Genomic DNA, 16,925 nt, shown 5'->3' on the forward strand with positions numbered 1-16,925 from the left:
TCTCAGCCTTTCTTCTTCAGCCGTTTCAGCAGCTCAGCCCCCAGAGCCTCATAGGCCAGTGCCCCGGTGGAACTGCGGGCATAATCCATGACAGGCCGCCCGTGGCTCTGTGCCTCGGAAATGCGGATGTTGCGGGGGATCATCGTCCTGAAAACCTGATCCCCAAAGAAACCCCGGGCATCCTCCGCCACAAGGGCGGACAGATTGTTGCGGGTATCGAACATGGTCAGCACGATCCCTTCCAGATGCAGGTCCGCATTGAAGGCCAGACGCACCCGCTCGATGGAACGGACCAGCTGGCTGATCCCCTCCAGAGCGAAGAACTCGCACTGCAACGGCACCAGAACACTCTGGGCCACGACAAGCGCATTGAGGGTCAGCAGCCCCAAGCTGGGCGGGCAGTCGATCAGGATGATGTCATAACGGCTCAGTAACGGTTTCAGGGCATCCCGCAGCCGGTATTCCCGCCGGTCCTGGTCGATCATCTCCAGCTCGGCTCCGGCCAGGTCGCCATTGGCAGGCATGACATCCAGCTTCGGCACCACGCTGGAACGGAGAAGCGTCTCCGCCGGGGCATCCTCCAGCAGGGCACCATAGGTGCCACGGCCACGCTCATCATAATCCAGCCCGAGGCCCGTTGACGCATTGCCCTGCGGGTCAAGGTCCACCAGCAGGACACGCTTGCGCTGCGCCAGAGCCGCCGCCAGATTCAGGCTGGTCGTCGTCTTGCCGACACCGCCCTTCTGGTTGGCGATGGCGATGATGTGCGGTGTATGTGAAGCTGCTTTAGACACGTCTGAAATCACTGATCCTGAGAAGGACCCCGTCAGGGTCTGTTCGACTTGGAAGGCTTTCATATGTCATGTGCCAGTCAGAACGGGCACTGGTCAACTCATCTGACGCTTTTCTTCCCTTGAGAAAAAGACAGTAACCCTCCTCCTTCAGCAGGGGCCGTGCCCAGTCGAGCAGCTGGGGCAGGGGTGCCAGCGCACGGGCCGTCACGATGTCCGCCGGCTCCACCTCTGCCTGCTCGATCCGTTTTGTCAGCACGGTGACACGGGCACCACATTCCCGTGCCGCTTCCCGCAGGAAGGCGCATTTCCGCTGGTCGGACTCAATCAGCGTGACCGGGTTCCCTGTTGCGATCGCCACGATCAGCCCGGGGAAACCACCGCCAGAACCAAGGTCCGTTATCCGCACACCAGCCGCAACATGCGGGACAAGCTGGAGACTGTCCTCAATATGACGCTGGCGGAGATGGGCGATATCCTTCGGGCTGACAAGATTGATCTTCTCATTCCAGCGGGTCAGCAGGCTGGCAAAATGAGCGAGCTTCTTTTCTGTTTCATGTGAAACATGCGTCATCATGTACGGCTCCTGACATGGGCAAGCAGGGCAATGAGGGCAGCGGGCGTCACACCCCGGACACGCCCCGCAGCGGCGAAATCGGCCGGACGGGCGGCCCCCAGCCGCTCCTGCATTTCCTGACTCAGCCCCCCGATCGCCCCGTAATCCAGATCGTCCGGCAGGCGCAGGGCCGCCTCACTCTTCAGCTGCTGGATTTCCCGCTCCTGCCTGCGCAGATAACCACCATAGCGGGCCTCTGTCTGCACATGCCGCCCGATACGGACCGGCAGAGCGGCAAACCACGGGGCGAGACTGGCAATCCGGGCCTCATCGGCCTGTGTCGCCAGTACATCCAGCAGGCTGCGCCGCCGCCCGTCCTGCGAAACCTCGATGCCATGCTCCCGCAGGTGCTGGGGCAGGAAGGCCGGTTTCCGGGCTTCTTCCATCGCCGCATCAATCTGGCGCACCGTCTCACGGAAGGCCACCTCACGTTCTGCACCAACACATCCGGCCTCTATGGCCTTTGGTGTCAGGCGCAGGTCCGCATTGTCCGCCCGCAGAAGAAGGCGATATTCCGCCCGTGAGGTGAACATGCGATAGGGTTCACTGATACCATGCAGGGTCAGGTCATCAATCAGCACACCAAGGTAGGATTCCTCCCGTCCCAGCGTCAGAGGCTCCCTGCCTGCCACGGCCCGGGCAGCGTTCAGACCGGCCAGAAGCCCCTGTGCGCCCGCTTCCTCATACCCTGTCGTTCCATTGATCTGCCCGGCGAGATACAGGCCGGGCAAGGCCCGCAGCTCCAGAGACGGACGCAGCTCCCGTGGGTCAACATAATCATATTCCACGGCGTAGCCGGGGGTGACGATGCGGGCCGTCTCCAGCCCCGGCATGGAAGCGATCATCTGCACCTGCACCTCGGCAGGCAGGGAGGTGCTGATGCCGTTGGGGTAGACCAGCTCCCCACCCGGATTGCCCGGCAGGGCCTCCGGCTCCAGAAACACCTGATGACTGTCCCGTCCTGCGAAACGGACGATCTTGTCCTCGATGGACGGGCAGTAGCGGGGACCCCGCCCGGTAATCTCACCGCCATACATAGCCGAAAGATGCAGGTTGTCCTCAATGATCCTGTGTGTCTGTGGGGTTGTCTGCGTGATGCGGCAGACGACCTGTCTATTGGGCAGGGAGGCTGTCAGCGTACTGAAGGCCTCCGGCTCGGCATCGCCCTCATCGGCAGGCAGGGCCTCCCAGTCGATGCTGTCACGGGCCAGACGGGGCGGGGTGCCTGTTTTCAGACGGCCCATTTTCAGCCCCAGGGCTTCCAGCCGTTCCCCAAGCTGCGTGGCGGGCGCATCGCCAATGCGTCCGGCTGGCTGGCTGACCCGCCCCGTATGGATCACGCCCCGCAGGAAGGTGCCACTTGTCAGCACGACCGCCCCGGCGGAAAAACGGCGGCCATCCTCGCAGATCACACCCCGGACATGGCCCTTCTCGACGATCAGGTCGCCCACGGCCCCGGCCAGCATGGTCAGGTTGGGCGTGGCCGCCAGAAGGTCCTGTATGGCGGCCCGGTAAAGCGAACGGTCCGCCTGCGCCCGTGGCCCATGTACCGCTGGCCCTTTGGAACGGTTCAGCAGCTTGAAATGAATTCCCGCCCGGTCTGCCGCCTTGCCCATGAGGCCATCAAAGGCATCAATCTCCCGCACGAGATGGCCCTTGCCGATGCCCCCGATGGCCGGATTGCAGGACATGCTGCCTACGGTGTCCAGCCTGTGCGTCAACAGCAATGTCCGGGCCCCGAAGCGGGCAGCGGCAGCGGCGGCTTCCGTCCCTGCATGGCCGCCACCCACCACGATGACATCATAGGTTTGTGCAGATGATGTGCTCATTGAGGTAACGTCACTTTCCTATACAGAACTGGCCAAAAATCGTATCGAGCAGGGCTTCCACGTCCACATGGCCCGTCAGTCGGCCAAGGGCCTGCATGGCCAGACGCAGCTCCTCTCCTCGCACCTCCGGCCATGAGGCTTCCAGCGCACGGGCCAGATGTTCCTGTGCCTCCTTCAGCCCTGCCCGATGGCGGGCACGGGTCAGGGGCGGAGTGCCACGCCGGGCCATGAGACGGGCCAGATGGGCTTTCAGCCATGCCTTCAGAGGGGCCAGACCGGCTTCATCCTTCGTGTGGATGCCAAGCTCACCCTCCCGTGCCGGGGCGAGGTCCGTCTTCGTCCGCAGCCTTATGGCGTGATCCGCCAGCAGGGGCGTCTCATCCCCCGGCCCGACAAGATGAAAGAGCAGATCGGCCTCTTTCACGTGCCGCATGGTCCGGCGGATGCCTTCCGCCTCGATCTCATCCTCTGTCTCCCGCACGCCTGCCGTATCAATCAGCCGGACACGGATGCCCTCTATCATCCAGTCCACGGCGATGGCATCCCGTGTCGTGCCCGCCTTCTGCGTGACGATGGCAGCATCCTGACCACTCAGCGCATTCAGCAGGCTGGATTTTCCCACATTCGGAGCCCCCGCCAGAACGATCTTCAGACCATCACGGACGATCTCGCCCCGTTCATCGGCCAGATGGGCCTGCATCTCTTCCGCCAGGGTCCGGCAGTCACCCAGCAGGGCGTCTTCCACCTCCGGGGGGAGTTCCTCATCCGGGAAATCGATCAGAGCTTCCTGCTGGGCCAGAACCTGCCGCAGGCGGGACGCCCATCCGGTGTAAAGCTGGCTCAGGGCACCATCAGCCTGTTTCAGGGCCTGATGCCGCTGGGCCTGCGTATCGGCTTCAATCAGATCGGCTATGGCCTCGGCCTGCAACAGGTCCATCCGTCCTGCCTGCACGGCCCGACGGGTGAACTCTCCCGGTTCGGCGGGGCGGGCACCAAGGGAAACAAGGGCCTGCGCCACTGCCTCCACGATGGCCGTACCGGCATGAAGATGCAGCTCAAAGCTGTCTTCTCCCGTATAGGACCGGGGTCCCGGAAGCCAGAGGACGAGAGCATGATCCAGCACATCACCTTCATGCCGCAAGGCCCGCAGGCTGGCCTGACGGGGAGCCGGCAGGGCACCACAGAGAGCCGCCAGCAGGGCCGCACTCTCCGGCCCGCTGACCCGCATGACCGCAATCGCCCCCTGCACCGGGCCTGTCGCCAACGCAAAAACCGTCTGGGTGGAAATGCTGGATGATGTCATGCCGCCTTTCATACAGCACTCATGCCTGAAAAGCAGCGGGCCAAAGAAAGAATTGACGCTATCCCGCAAAAGGGGCAGCCTGACAGCCATGCCACAGCTTTCTTTCCATTCTCCCCTCGGTGCCCTGACCCTCAGCGAAGAAGAGGGGCAGATCGTCTCCCTTGATGAAGGCTGGGGCCGGGACCAGAGTGAGACGCCCCTCCTGCTGAAAGTGCGGGACATGATGCAGGATTATTTTGATGGGGAGCCGGTGGATTTCCAGTCCATCCCACTGATGCTTGATGGCACGGCCTATCAGAAACGTGTCTGGGCGGCCCTGCGTGCCATTCCGCACGGGCAGACCCGGACCTATGGCAACCTGGCCAAAACTGTCGGCGGAAGCCCGCAATCCATCGGTCAGGCCGTGGCCCGCAACCCGCTGCTCATTCTCATCCCCTGCCACCGTGTCCTGCCCTCCCACGGCAGGGGCCATGGTGACTATAGCGGGTTTGAAGGCGCAGAGAGCAAGACCTTCCTGCTGGGGTTGGAACAAGAAGCATCCAGTTCCTGAAACACGGGATCATCCAGCCTTACCTTATTGCCAAAGCTGATCATCACATGATCTTACAAAAATGTGATGGCAAATTTTCATCACCTGCCATCGGCCTGACCCCGCAAAAAATGACGGGGATTTTTTATTTTAAAAATATTTATAAGAAGAAAAACAAAATCAATTATCGAAAACTCGCCAAAATCAATAATGAAAAAATGTCAATTTCCTCCCATTCCAACGAAAAGGAATGATTATATATGGTTAATGACCATGAGTTACCTCTTACAATCGCACGCATACAATTCGCCTTTACCGTTGGCGTACATATAATATTCCCAGCATTTTCGATCGGTCTATCTGTATTCCTCACCTTTCTTGAAGGCATGTGGTTAAAAACGAATGATAACCGTTATTTGAATCTCTTTAAATACTGGTTGAAAATCTTCTCCATCGTTTTCGGCATGGGGGTCGTCTCTGGCATCGTGATGGCCTACGAGTTCGGTACCAACTGGGCAGGCTTCTCTGCCAAGGCAGGGCCCATCACAGGCGTGCTTCTCTCTTACGAAGTCATGACGGCCTTCTTTATGGAGGCTGGTTTCCTTGGTGTCATGCTGTTCGGGCTGAACCGTGTCGGCCGCAGAATGCATTTCTTTGCAACCTGTGCTGTCACTACAGGAACGCTGATCTCCATGACATGGATCCTTGCATCCAACTCATGGATGCAAACCCCACAAGGCTATGTCATTGACCAAAAGACAGGCCATTTCCTGCCCCATGACTGGCTGGCCATCATCTTCAATCCATCCTTTCCCTACCGGATCACCCATATGGGGCTGGCTGCCATGCTTTCAGTGGCCTTCACGGTAGCTGCCGCAGGTGCATGGCATCTGCTCAAGGCCAAAAAGGGAGGTACACAGGCAGACAGTACGATCCGCCTCATGTTCTCCCTGTCCCTCTGGATGATTGTCATCACAGCCCCTCTCCAGATCATAGCGGGCGACATGCATGGGCTGAACACCCTGAAATATCAGCCCGCCAAGATTGCCGCCATGGAAGGCGACTGGACAAGCGAAACACGAGCCCCTGAACTGTTGTTCGGCATCCCGAACATGAAGACAGAACGTACGGATTACGCCATAGGGATTCCGCTACTGGGCTCCTTCATCCTGACCCATGATATCAACGGCAAGGTGCCCGGCCTGAAAGATTATCCGGCAGACCAGCGGGCCCCGGCACCAATCGTGTTCTTTTCTTTCCGCATCATGATTGCCCTAGGGGGGCTTATGCTGCTCTGCGGCCTCTGGTCACTCTGGCTGCGGCGCCGACAGCGTTTGTTCGACCATCCTCTTTTCCTGCGGGTGATACTCACCATGGCACCAGCTGGGTTTCTGGCTCTGCTCTGTGGCTGGGTTACGACAGAAGTCGGGCGGCAACCATGGACGGTCTATGGCCTGCTTCGCACGAAAGACAGCACCTCACCGCTGGCACTCTCCAGCCTGTCTTTCTCCATGCTGTTTTTTGTTGCGGTCTATCTCTTTGTTTTCGGCTCAGGCCTCCTGATGCTCATCCGCCTGCTACGGGCCACCCCAGAGGCTGCTGACAACACCAGCGATGACATTATGATCCTAGGTAGCCATCATCATACGATCTCTCAGAACAAGGATGCGTCATAACATGTCCGGCCTTGCATTCTATCTTCCCTTCATCTGGGCGTTCATCGTCATTCTGGCCATTTCGGTCTACGTCATCCTTGATGGCTTTGACCTGGGAATTGGCATGCTCTTTGCTTTCGAGAAAAAGCCGGAGCATCGTGACATCATGATCAACACGATTGCCCCCGTCTGGGATGGTAATGAAACATGGATGGTTCTGGGTGGAGCAACCCTGTTCGGTGTTTTCCCCGGTGCTTACAGCACGCTGCTGCCTGCCTTCTATATCCCCATCATCATCATGCTGGGGGCTTTGATCTTCCGTGGTGTTGCATTCGAGTTCCGCATCATGGCGCACTCACCCAACCATCGGGCCTTCTGGAATACGGGCTTCATGACAGGGTCCACACTTGCCGCTTTCTGTCAGGGCTGCATTCTTGGCGGGTACGTTCAGGGGGTGCATACAAGCCACGGTGCCTTTGCCGGAGGAGCCATGGACTGGCTGACACCGTTCAGCGTTCTTTGTGGCCTGTCCGTTGTCACAGGTTATGCTCTTCTTGGTACGACCTGGCTCGTTTGGCGCACATCCGATGAACTGGAAGCACGATGCCGCCGCTGGTCCAAGAGATTATCCATTCTGATGATTCTCTGCATCATTGCCGTTAGCTGCTGGACGCCGTTTCTCCATGCGCCCTATCTCCATCACTGGATTGCCTTTCCGAACATTCTGTTCGGCCTGCCTGTTCCTCTACTGGTGGCACTGGCCGGTTTCCTGATGTGGCGGACCCTAGACAAGGAACACGCCATCACGCCTTTCCTGTGCGCCATTGGATGGTTCCTGCTCAGCCTGGTTGGCCTGGCCATTACCATCTGGCCCTACGCTGTACCACCAACCCTGACCCTGTGGGATGTAGCATCTCCAATTCCCAGCCAGCTTTTCCAGCTCGTCGGGACCGTCATCCTACTCCCCATCATCACGGGATATTCGATCTATTCCTACTATCTTTTCCGTGGAAAGGTCACAAAAGCCGATGGATATCACTAAGTTCACCACATACGATGAGAAAAAGGTGCCAGCCTCCTTCTCCAAACGTCTAGCGTGGTTCTTGGCCCTCTGGGGAATGGGCACTCTTGCCATCATCTTGATGGCAAGCTTCCTTCACCTGCTGATCCCCCATGGCTGATGGTCTGACATGGACTTCACCTACAGAAAAGGCAGGGCCATATGCATGGCCCTGCCTTTTCTTTCATGGACAACAGACCAAGCTGTTAATCAGTTATTCATCGCATCGAAGAAGTCCTGATTGGTCTTGCTGTAACGCAGCTTGTCCAGCAGGAAGTCCATGGCATCCATCGTACCCATCGGAGCAAGGATGCGGCGCAGGACCCACATCTTGGAAAGAGAGGCCCGGTCCACCAGCAGCTCTTCCTTGCGGGTACCGGACTTGGTGATGTCGATGGCCGGGAAGGTCCGCTTATCTGCCAGCTTGCGGTCCAGCATCAGCTCGGAGTTGCCCGTACCCTTGAACTCTTCGAAGATGACCTCATCCATGCGGGAACCCGTATCGATCAGGGCTGTGGCAATGATGGTCAGGGAGCCACCTTCCTCGATGTTACGAGCCGCACCGAAGAAACGCTTCGGCCTCTGAAGGGCATTGGCATCCACACCACCGGTCAGCACCTTACCGGATGAGGGAACGACCGTGTTATAGGCCCGAGCCAGACGGGTGATGGAGTCCAGCAGGATGACCACGTCACGCTTGTGCTCAACGAGACGCTTGGCCTTCTCCAGCACCATTTCCGTCACCTGCACATGACGGTGGGCCGGTTCGTCAAAGGTGGAAGAAACGACCTCACCACGGACGGACCGGGCCATGTCCGTCACTTCCTCAGGCCGTTCATCAATCAGCAGAACAATGAGGAACACATCCGGATGATTGGCGGAAATGGAAGACGCAATGCTCTGGAGCATCACCGTCTTGCCTGTCCTTGGTGGTGCAACGATCAGGGCACGCTGGCCCATGCCGATGGGCGAAACCAGATCGATCACACGGGAGGTATAATCCTTCTGATCCTTGCGGTCCCGCCCTTTACCTTTTGCCGGGGCCGGAGCGACCGTCGTGGCCTCACCTTTCGGCTCGGTCTCCATGCGAAGACGACGTTCCGGGAAGAGGGGTGTCAGGTTGTCAAAATTGATGCGGGCCCGGACCTGTTCCGGAGCCTCGAAATTGATGGTGTTGACCTTCTGAAGGGCAAAATAACGCTCACCATCCCGGGGTGCCCGGATCTCGCCTTCCACCGTGTCACCAGGCCGCAGGGCAAAACGCCGGACCTGAGCCGGTGACACGTAAATGTCATCCGGACCGGGCAGGTAATTGGCCTCCGGACTGCGAAGAAAGCCGAAACCGTCCGGCAGAATCTCGAGCGTGCCTTCCCCATGTATCGCCTGATCACGTTCGGCAAGCGTCTTGAGGATGGCAAACATCATGTCCTGCTTGCGCAGCGATGATGCGTTTTCGACCTCCAGCTCTTCAGCAAAGGCCAGCAGGTCAGCAGGAGATTTCTTCTTCAGTTCGGCGAGATGCATGAAATTATGCGCCTTGATGTGTCCCGGTGGGGAGGAAAAGCGGGATAGACGTAGAACCAGACTACAGGCCCGACACCTGCACAGCCATGCAGGCCACGCCACAGGCAGACCAGCCAGCCGGATGACCGGACGGCCACCCTTTCAGAACCGGCAAAACTGCCTTCCGGTGCGGAGGAAGTGACCCGGCAGGCTGGACAGGACGCCGCCGCCATCAGGTCGGCTTTCTTCCTAGGTGAAAGAGGGCTGCACTGTCAAGCAGCCCCCACGGTTCTCCCCGGTCGGCAGCAGTATTTCAGACCACTTTCAGCATCGCATCAGCCGTCCGCAGGGACAGGGCCATGATGGTCAGGGCGGGATTGGCAGCTCCGGAACTGGGGAAGGTGGAGTGGTCGCTGATCCACAGATTGTCGATGTCGAAACTGCGCCCGTACGGATTGACCACAGCCGCCCCGGCATCGGTCCCCATCCGGCAGGTACCGATCATGTGCGCCGCCCGGCTGATGACACGGATGTCCTTCGCCCCGATGGACTCCCACATCTTCACCATCAGGCGAGAGGCATGACGATGCATGGCTTCCTCATTCGGCCCGTAAGTATGGTCGATCCGTGGTTTGGGCAGGCCGAAAGCGTCTTTCTCATCAGACAGGGTCACACGGTTTTCATCCCGTGGCAGGCTTTCCCCGTGCATCCCGATACCCGCACTGTAATTATAGGCTGCCAACGTGCGGCTGAGTGCCTCACCCCGCCGTCCATCAGCCCGCACGAGATTGGCCGCCCATGTGAGCGGCATCATGCCCAGCGACTGGAGAAGATATCCCCCCGCAAAATCGGCATCCTTCGGCCGCAGCATGTCCTCGGAAATGGTCAGGGAAGGATAGCCCTTGTTGGGCCGGGTTTCCTCATCAAACACTCCCCAGACCTGCGTGGACACATGCGTCATGTAATTGCGCCCCACCTGCCCGGAACTGTTCGCCAGACCATTGTTCAGCAGCAGACGGGCCGTTTCCACAGCTCCGGCGGACAGGACGACGGCCCGACATTTTTGCCGCTCCTCCCGTCCGTCACGGACATAGATGACCGCCGTGATCCGCCCCTGACCGTCCCGTTCGAACCCCGTTGCCATGCAGCCGGGCCGCAGTTCGGCCCCATGAGCACAGGCCAACGGCAGATAGGTGTTGTCCACGCCGGACTTGGCTCCGTTACGGCATCCCTGATGGCAGGCACCGCAGTTCACGCAGCTTTCACGCAGGCCAAAATGCGGCTGTTCATGGTCCCGGGTGATCACGGCCACAGGTCCAGCCGCATGACGCAGCCCGACATTGTCACAGGCCTGACGCATCTTCAGGGCCGCCATATTGGGCGCAAGGGCTGGATAGGCATAGCGACGCTCCGCATCCCACGGATAATGGGCCGGACCACTCACGCCAATGAAACGCTCCACTTCCTCCACATAAGGCTGCAGCTCCTCGGCACCGAATGGCCAGTCCACGCCTTTGCCACTCTCGCTGTACAGCCGGTAATCCCGTGCATCCATGCGGGGAAGAAAGGCACCGTAATGCAGCAGGGAGCCACCAATGCCCGTTCCACTGTTATTACCTCCGAAGGCCTGTGGTGTACCGCCAGCGGACAGACGCTCATGGAGCCAGTACAGTTCCTGGGCTGTCGGTTCATCAGGCGTATGCCGCCGGGCATCAAACACCGGACCGGCTTCCAGAGCCACGACCTTACAGCCTGCCATAGCCAGTCTGGCCGTCAGGGGTGCACCACCCGCTCCCGTGCCAATCACGACAACATCGGCCGTTTCCTGAGAAAAATCATTTGTCTGTTTCTGCATCATGCAACTGTTTCCATCTGCTTTGGGATGAAGGAGGTTCGTACTGGGGTACATGGGGACAGTACTGTCTGGAACAGGAAGGGTACCGAGTACCGGGGACGGTACGGTACCCCCTTATGAAAAGGGGATTGTACACAGGAGTTCTGTGGAAAAATAAGGACAACCCTCCATGAGGCCCGGTTTTGCCTGTTTCTCGAAGTTGTACACATTGTGAATAAGCTGGGGTACATTTTCAGAAAGCTGGGTACCCCAGTTTTCACAAGGTCTTTCAACATCATCAAACATAAATCTATAATTTAATCTGTTGTACTTCTGAGTGGCTCAAACCATTTTTCCCTGTTCCAAACCGGACGAACATGTCTGAAAGTCACTTCCAGACTGTCCGAAATCATGCCTACGGATGAAGAATTTTCACTGTTCCAACAGGCAGAAATGTCATTCATTGTTCTGCTGAAACTGATCCAGAAAACGGCGTTCATTTGCTGGCTCAAAATCTTCCTTTTCTGTCAAGGAATGGGAAGAAAATCCCTGAATCCTGCTGTCTCCACCAGTCATACTAGATGAAATTCCCATCCTGTCCTGAGAAACCGGATGCGCCAGAAAAGCAGCAACGATGCCATTGCGGAGGTCACCACTCCACAAGACCATCTGTGCAGGAGACAGAGGAGCCGCAGTCTGCTCTGACAGAGAACCATCAAAAGCTCTGTCCAGAACCGCACCACGCTGTTCTGAAGCAAGATCGGCGTAATTCTGCGAAAAAAGTGCCCGGGCATAAACATCCATTGACAGCAGTCCCTTTTCCCAGGCCTCAAGATCGATGGGCAGCTCCGCAAAACGCCATCCATCTCCAGGTCCCCCGAGAAACTGGTCGATCATGACAGCCAGGTTGAGCCGTATGTCACCAAGAAGAGACTGCTGGGGAAGAATGTCATCACAGATGATGTCAAGCAGATGGAAAGCCTCCGGGGACAGGTTCTGTCTCTGGCCCTGTTCCTGCTCCATCCTTTTGAGAAGAACGGAGCGCGTACGGGATGAAACGTGGTCAGACTGGAGAAAAGGCGGTGGCGGGTAAGACATGAATGTTTCCCTGCTGGAAAGGTGAAAAGACGAAGAGAAGGCTTTACCCTATCCCCTCATCAGGGGATATAAGAAGCATGTGAGGTTGGATCCCTTCCGGCAGGTAAGAGGTCAGACCTGTTTTTCAAGTTCTGACATGGCAGGAGTCACGATGACGGTTGAAATTAAGGTCCCTGTGCTTGGTGAAAGCCTGAAACAGGCAACCGTGATGCGCTGGCTGAAACAGTCCGGTCAGTACGTCCAGGCTGGAGATGCCGTCCTGGAACTTGAAACGGACAAGGTCACGCTGGACGTGCCAGCCCCGGCAGCCGGAACGCTGACCCATGAGCTGGCGGAAGGTACCGATGTCGAAGTGGGACAGGTCATTGCCCTGATTGATGAGCAGGCCGCTCCGCCAGTCTCCGAGGCCGTGGAAGAACAACAGGAAAAACCGTCTGCTGAGCAGAATGTGACGGATCATGGATCATCAGCTTCATCTGATCATGAGGATGCTCCTGTCGTAAATGGTGGAACCGCTTTCAGTCAGTCGGCTCCAGAACTGCCGGATGACGGTCATGAGGGTACGGCCGGGGAACGGCGTGTCCCGATGAGCCGTCTGCGTCAGACCATTGCCCGGAATCTCAAGGCGGCCCAGAACAGTGCGGCCATCCTGACGACTTTCAACGAGATCGACATGAGCGCAGTCAAGGCCCTGCGCAGCCAGTATCGGGACCTGTTTGAAAAGAAACATGAGGGAGCCCGTCTGGGCTTCATGTCCTTTTTTGCCCGGGCGGTCGTGGGTGCCCTGAAAGATTTTCCGGTGCTGAATGCCAGGATTGAAGGGAACGAGATCGTCTATCAGGATCACGTCAATCTGGGGATTGCCGTGGGTACGGAGCGGGGGCTGGTCGTGCCCGTGCTGCGGAAGGCCGAGACACTGGGTTTTGCCGAGCTGGAACGTCGCATTGCCGATTATGGCAGGCGGGCCCGCAAAGGGGGACTTGCCCTGAAGGAACTGGAAGGCGGCAGCTTTACCATCACCAATGGCGGCATCTTCGGGTCCCTGCTGTCCACACCCATCCTTAATGCACCCCAGTCTGGCGTGCTGGGAATGCATGCCATTCAGGACCGGCCCGTGGCCCGGGACGGGCAGGTGGTCATCCGGCCCATGATGTATGTGGCCCTGTCCTATGATCACCGTCTCGTTGACGGGCGGGAGGCTGTGAGCTTCCTCGTGCGGCTCAAGGAGCTGATCGAGGATCCCCGTCGTCTGCTGCTGGATATCTGACAGATTCCAGCTCCCAAAGAAAAACCCTCCGCCCGGAATATGGACGGAGGGTTTCTCTTCATCCGGTCAGCGCAGGAAGACTGACAGGAGCGGGATCAGTGACCCCAGCCAGCAGGAATCTTGCCGCCATTGTTGGCCAGCTCGGTGTAGACCTGCTTGATCAGCCAGACATTCATCGTGGCCGTGTCGTTCTTGTCCCCGCTGTAATGCAGCTCGTCAGCCAGGATCTGGCGGGCCTTCAGGGAGCTGTCGAGGCCCAGAAGCTTGAGCAGGTCGACGATGGATTCCTTGTAGTTCAGAGGCTGGCCGGCCTTGGCGGCCAGTTCCTTCAGGACGGCATCCACATCCACCTGGGCGATGGACGGAGCAGCGGCGTCGCCTGCCGGAGCGGCATCAGGCTGCGGGGTGTCGGCGGCTTCGGCAGAGGAAGACCCGAACAGGCTCTTGGCGAAGCCGGAAACCTTGGTGACGATGTCGTTGAAAAGACCCATGATATGCTCCTTTCCTGAAATCAGGAATGAATGGTCAGTCTGGCCCCTGCCGCCGGGGAGGCGGGCAGGGACCGTGATGGAAATGTGATCAGTAACGGTACAGATCGTGTTTGAACGGCCCGGTCGGGGAAACCCCGATATAGTCCGCCTGGGCCTGTGTCATTTTGGAGAGCGTGGCTCCCACTTTTGCAAGATGGAGAGCAGCAACCTTTTCATCAAGGATTTTTGGCAGAGTATAAACTTTTCCTGCCTCATACTGGCCCGGTTTTGCATTCCAGAGTTCGATCTGGGCCAGCGTCTGGTTGGTGAAGGAGGCGGACATCACGAAGGACGGATGGCCTGTGGCGTTGCCCAGATTGACCAGACGGCCTTCGGAGAGAAGGATGAGGCGGCGGTTCGGGGCCAGCTCGATCTCATCAACCTGCGGCTTGATGTTGGTCCATTTGTGATTGCGCAGGGCGGAGACCTGAATCTCGCTGTCAAAATGCCCGATATTGCAGACAATGGCCCGGTCCTTCATCTCACGCATATGTTCGATGGTGATGATGTCCTCGTTGCCGGTACAGGTCACGAAGATGTCGCCACGGGGAGCGGCATTTTCCATCGTGACGACCTCATAACCTTCCATGGCAGCCTGAAGGGCGCAGATCGGGTCAACTTCCGTCACCAGCACGCGGCAGCCTGCGCTGCGGAGGGAAGCGGCAGAGCCTTTGCCCACGTCACCATAACCGGCCACAACAGCCACCTTGCCGGCCATCATGACATCGGTGCCACGGCGGATGGCATCCACGAGGCTCTCACGGCAGCCATAGAGGTTGTCGAACTTGGACTTGGTCACGCTGTCATTGACGTTGATGGCCGGAACCTTGAGCAGCCCCTTGCGCTCCATGTCCCAGAGGCGATGCACGCCCGTCGTGGTTTCCTCGGAAATGCCACGGACCTCCTTGAGGAGCTCGGGGTATTTCTCATGCATGAGGGTCGTCAGGTCACCACCGTCATCAAGGATCATGTTGGGGGTCCAGCCATCCGGCCCCTTGATGGTCTGCTCGATGCACCAGATGAATTCCTCCTCGTTCATGCCCTTCCAGGCGAAAACGGGAATGTTGGCGGCAGCGATGGCGGCGGCAGCCTGGTCCTGTGTGGAGAACACGTTGCAGGAAGACCAGCGGACGGTGGCCCCAAGGGCGATCAGCGTCTCGATCAGCACGGCGGTCTGGATGGTCATGTGCAGGCAGCCGGCAATCCGGGCACCCTTGAGGGGCTGGCTCTTGCCATATTCCTCACGGAGGGCCATCAGGCCCGGCATTTCGCCCTCGGCAATGGAGATTTCCTTGCGGCCCCAGTCGGCCAGGGACATGTCACGAACCTTGTAGTCCTGCGTAGCCATATGTGTTTCCTCAGCTTTCTGCAGTTGATGAATGTGGATGGAACCGCGGGAAAGGCGGGGCCTGTTCACGGTTCAGGCATCGGGAAAACTATAGAGCCTTGCCGGAAGGGTGGAAAGAAGCACGGGGCAACAGTTTTCTGCCAGAAAATGGCAGCCTCCATATTGCGTCACTCCGGGCAACGTGCCAGAGAACGGGCGGTATCCACATGTCTGGACGATCGGCTCCTCCCGGCGGAAGGTATGGCCTGCCGCTTCCATATCCGGGCAGGAAAGCCGTGATGGGGGGTGGCTGTGCCCGACAATACTGTTCCGAACTTTTCTTTCACGGTCATCGACCCTTCCCTGAAGGGCAGCAGCCACCCCATGGCCCGGATCAAGGGGCTTGTCTGGGCCGTCGAGGCCGTGCCGGGGAAGGGGATCAGGCCGCTGGAAGTCGAGGACGTGCAGCGCATCCTTCAGTCTCCCGGGAATGAAGGTTATGAGGCCGTGTCGGGGGAAGGGGGATGGTGCTGGCTGCATTTTGACACGGTCCACAGTTCCGCCCGCAGTTCCGTGGGGCGTCTGCCCGGGATGCCGGAAGATGTCGGCACCATGCTGGCCGAGACGGATTATGGCATCGCCCTGGAAGCTGCGGATGACACGGTATGGGGTGCCCTGCCTGCCTTTGATGACGCCCTGGCGGAAGAGGACCGGGAAATCTGTGCATGGCGGTTTGCCATGCGGCAGAACATCCTGATTACGACACGGCGCACGCCCATTCCCGTGCTGGGGTCGGCCTACCGCTCCCTCCAGACACAGGGCGTGCCCCGCAATCCGGCCGGAGTGATTGACCGTGTCCTGAGGGACTTTACCGGGACGGTCCGCCGTCAGCTGGCGCAGCTGGATGATGAGCTGGACAGGGCGGAGGATGTCCTTCTGGCCATCGTTCACGGGTCCGATCTCGGGCATCTTGGTGGCATCGTAGGTAAGGTGCGTCGCCGGTCGACGGAGCTGCGGCGTGTGGTCATGCCGATCGACCGTGTCCTGCGGGATGAGGACCTCGAACTGCCGGAATGGGCCGAGGATGATCTCAGGGACCGGGCGGAGCGGCAGATACATGCGGCCCTTGATGATCTCATCGCCCTGCAGGACCGGGCACGGTCCCTGCAGGATGAGCTGGCGTCCAGTCAGGCGGAAGAAACCAACCGCCGCCTGTGCATCGTGTCCATCGTGACGACCCTCATGCTGCCGGCCACGCTGGTCACGGGATTCTTTGGCATGAATACGGGGGGGATGTTTCTGGCCTCTGGTGGGCTGGGGACCATCTTTGCTGGTGGGCTGTGTGTGGCGGCCATGGCCGTGACGTTCATTTTCATGAAAATGGCCCGGCTGTTCTGAAGGTGACAGGACAGTAAATGGCCTGTTCTGGTCACATGGTCTGAAAAGTTCAGCTGATAACTGAAATAACCGAAAAGAAGTTACTGCGTGTCATTCTCAACAAGATGGATGAAGTCCTGCTGGAAGCGTTTAATCAGGAACTGCTTCATGCCGTTTTTGAAGTGGAGAGGGATGGACAGCTTCCG

Annotated in this window: 14 protein-coding genes; 5 read left to right on the forward strand and 9 right to left on the reverse strand. The window is 58.7% G+C overall.

Features of this window, described 5'->3' with window-relative positions; all coding sequences use genetic code 11:
• Positions 1 to 2: 2 nt before the first annotated feature.
• The 4 genes from CPA56_RS07575 to mnmE are packed head-to-tail and all read right to left on the reverse strand — an operon-like array spanning position 3 to position 4,539.
• Positions 3 to 803 carry a ParA family protein gene (locus CPA56_RS07575; protein ID WP_407645668.1) on the reverse strand — a complete coding sequence of 267 codons (801 nt, stop codon included), beginning with the start codon at positions 801 to 803 and terminating at the stop codon, positions 3 to 5.
• Positions 787 to 1,365 carry a 16S rRNA (guanine(527)-N(7))-methyltransferase RsmG gene (gene rsmG / locus CPA56_RS07580; protein ID WP_182041480.1) on the reverse strand — a complete coding sequence of 193 codons (579 nt, stop codon included), beginning with the start codon at positions 1,363 to 1,365 and terminating at the stop codon, positions 787 to 789. The genes CPA56_RS07575 and rsmG overlap by 17 nt, the downstream gene beginning before the upstream one ends.
• Positions 1,365 to 3,236, reverse strand: a complete 1,872-nt coding sequence (gene mnmG / locus CPA56_RS07585; RefSeq protein WP_182041384.1) for a tRNA uridine-5-carboxymethylaminomethyl(34) synthesis enzyme MnmG — start codon at positions 3,234 to 3,236, stop codon at positions 1,365 to 1,367. Before mnmG ends, rsmG begins: the two co-directional genes overlap by 1 nt.
• A gap of 10 nt (positions 3,237 to 3,246) precedes the next feature.
• Positions 3,247 to 4,539: a tRNA uridine-5-carboxymethylaminomethyl(34) synthesis GTPase MnmE gene (gene mnmE, locus CPA56_RS07590; protein WP_182041385.1), complete on the reverse strand. Its 1,293-nt coding sequence runs from the start codon at positions 4,537 to 4,539 to the stop codon at positions 3,247 to 3,249.
• 88 nt (positions 4,540 to 4,627) lie between these two features.
• Here mnmE and CPA56_RS07595 point away from each other — a divergent pair, with 88 nt between their 5' ends.
• The 3 genes from CPA56_RS07595 to cydB all read left to right on the forward strand — a co-directional run bounded on the left by CPA56_RS07595 (position 4,628) and on the right by cydB (position 7,765).
• Positions 4,628 to 5,089, forward strand: coding sequence for a methylated-DNA--[protein]-cysteine S-methyltransferase (locus tag CPA56_RS07595; RefSeq protein ID WP_182041386.1), 462 nt, complete (start codon positions 4,628 to 4,630; stop codon positions 5,087 to 5,089).
• A gap of 239 nt (positions 5,090 to 5,328) precedes the next feature.
• On the forward strand, positions 5,329 to 6,744 hold the full coding sequence (locus CPA56_RS07600; RefSeq protein WP_182041387.1) for a cytochrome ubiquinol oxidase subunit I: 1,416 nt from the start codon (positions 5,329 to 5,331) through the stop codon (positions 6,742 to 6,744).
• 1 nt (position 6,745) lies between these two features.
• A complete protein-coding gene (cydB, locus tag CPA56_RS07605) occupies positions 6,746 to 7,765 on the forward strand; it encodes a cytochrome d ubiquinol oxidase subunit II (protein ID WP_182041388.1) in 1,020 nt (339 codons plus the stop codon).
• A gap of 228 nt (positions 7,766 to 7,993) precedes the next feature.
• Here the strand turns inward: cydB and rho are convergent, their stop codons facing one another.
• From rho to CPA56_RS07620, 3 genes are all read right to left on the reverse strand, one after another.
• Positions 7,994 to 9,307 (reverse strand): transcription termination factor Rho, encoded by a 1,314-nt coding sequence (rho, locus tag CPA56_RS07610; RefSeq protein ID WP_182041389.1) that lies wholly within the window; start codon positions 9,305 to 9,307, stop codon positions 7,994 to 7,996.
• Between the two features lie 292 nt (positions 9,308 to 9,599).
• A complete protein-coding gene (locus CPA56_RS07615; protein WP_229707521.1) occupies positions 9,600 to 11,144 on the reverse strand; it encodes a GMC family oxidoreductase in 1,545 nt (514 codons plus the stop codon).
• A 432-nt stretch (positions 11,145 to 11,576) separates the two neighbouring features.
• A complete protein-coding gene (locus CPA56_RS07620) occupies positions 11,577 to 12,218 on the reverse strand; it encodes a gluconate 2-dehydrogenase subunit 3 family protein (protein ID WP_182041390.1) in 642 nt (213 codons plus the stop codon).
• Positions 12,219 to 12,369: 151 nt separating this feature from the next.
• On the opposite strand from CPA56_RS07620, the gene sucB reads away from it, so the two are divergent.
• Entirely contained in the window at positions 12,370 to 13,485 is a 1,116-nt protein-coding gene (gene sucB / locus CPA56_RS07625; RefSeq protein ID WP_182041391.1) for a dihydrolipoyllysine-residue succinyltransferase, read from the forward strand.
• A gap of 95 nt (positions 13,486 to 13,580) precedes the next feature.
• On the opposite strand, the gene CPA56_RS07630 is transcribed toward sucB, so the two are convergent.
• Positions 13,581 to 13,976: a DUF3597 domain-containing protein gene (locus tag CPA56_RS07630; protein WP_182041392.1), complete on the reverse strand. Its 396-nt coding sequence runs from the start codon at positions 13,974 to 13,976 to the stop codon at positions 13,581 to 13,583.
• Positions 13,977 to 14,064: 88 nt separating this feature from the next.
• Positions 14,065 to 15,363 carry an adenosylhomocysteinase gene (ahcY, locus tag CPA56_RS07635; RefSeq protein WP_182041393.1) on the reverse strand — a complete coding sequence of 433 codons (1,299 nt, stop codon included), beginning with the start codon at positions 15,361 to 15,363 and terminating at the stop codon, positions 14,065 to 14,067.
• 291 nt (positions 15,364 to 15,654) lie between these two features.
• Here ahcY and CPA56_RS07640 point away from each other — a divergent pair, with 291 nt between their 5' ends.
• A complete protein-coding gene (locus CPA56_RS07640) occupies positions 15,655 to 16,740 on the forward strand; it encodes a CorA family divalent cation transporter (RefSeq protein ID WP_326831314.1) in 1,086 nt (361 codons plus the stop codon).
• Positions 16,741 to 16,925: the final 185 nt, after the last annotated feature.

Source organism: Bombella mellum (assembly GCF_014048465.1).
Lineage (GTDB): Bacteria > Pseudomonadota > Alphaproteobacteria > Acetobacterales > Acetobacteraceae > Bombella > Bombella mellum.

Coding starts and splice junctions, on each gene's coding strand:
- rsmG (WP_182041480.1), bottom strand. CDS start 1,365: ATGACGCATGTTTCACATGAAACAGAAAAGAAGCTCGCTCATTTTGCC.
- mnmG (WP_182041384.1), bottom strand. CDS start 3,236: ATGAGCACATCATCTGCACAAACCTATGATGTCATCGTGGTGGGTGGC.
- mnmE (WP_182041385.1), bottom strand. CDS start 4,539: ATGACATCATCCAGCATTTCCACCCAGACGGTTTTTGCGTTGGCGACA.
- CPA56_RS07595 (WP_182041386.1), top strand. CDS start 4,628: ATGCCACAGCTTTCTTTCCATTCTCCCCTCGGTGCCCTGACCCTCAGC.
- CPA56_RS07600 (WP_182041387.1), top strand. CDS start 5,329: ATGGTTAATGACCATGAGTTACCTCTTACAATCGCACGCATACAATTC.
- cydB (WP_182041388.1), top strand. CDS start 6,746: ATGTCCGGCCTTGCATTCTATCTTCCCTTCATCTGGGCGTTCATCGTC.
- rho (WP_182041389.1), bottom strand. CDS start 9,307: ATGCATCTCGCCGAACTGAAGAAGAAATCTCCTGCTGACCTGCTGGCC.
- CPA56_RS07615 (WP_229707521.1), bottom strand. CDS start 11,144: ATGATGCAGAAACAGACAAATGATTTTTCTCAGGAAACGGCCGATGTT.
- CPA56_RS07620 (WP_182041390.1), bottom strand. CDS start 12,218: ATGTCTTACCCGCCACCGCCTTTTCTCCAGTCTGACCACGTTTCATCC.
- sucB (WP_182041391.1), top strand. CDS start 12,370: ATGACGGTTGAAATTAAGGTCCCTGTGCTTGGTGAAAGCCTGAAACAG.
- CPA56_RS07630 (WP_182041392.1), bottom strand. CDS start 13,976: ATGGGTCTTTTCAACGACATCGTCACCAAGGTTTCCGGCTTCGCCAAG.
- ahcY (WP_182041393.1), bottom strand. CDS start 15,363: ATGGCTACGCAGGACTACAAGGTTCGTGACATGTCCCTGGCCGACTGG.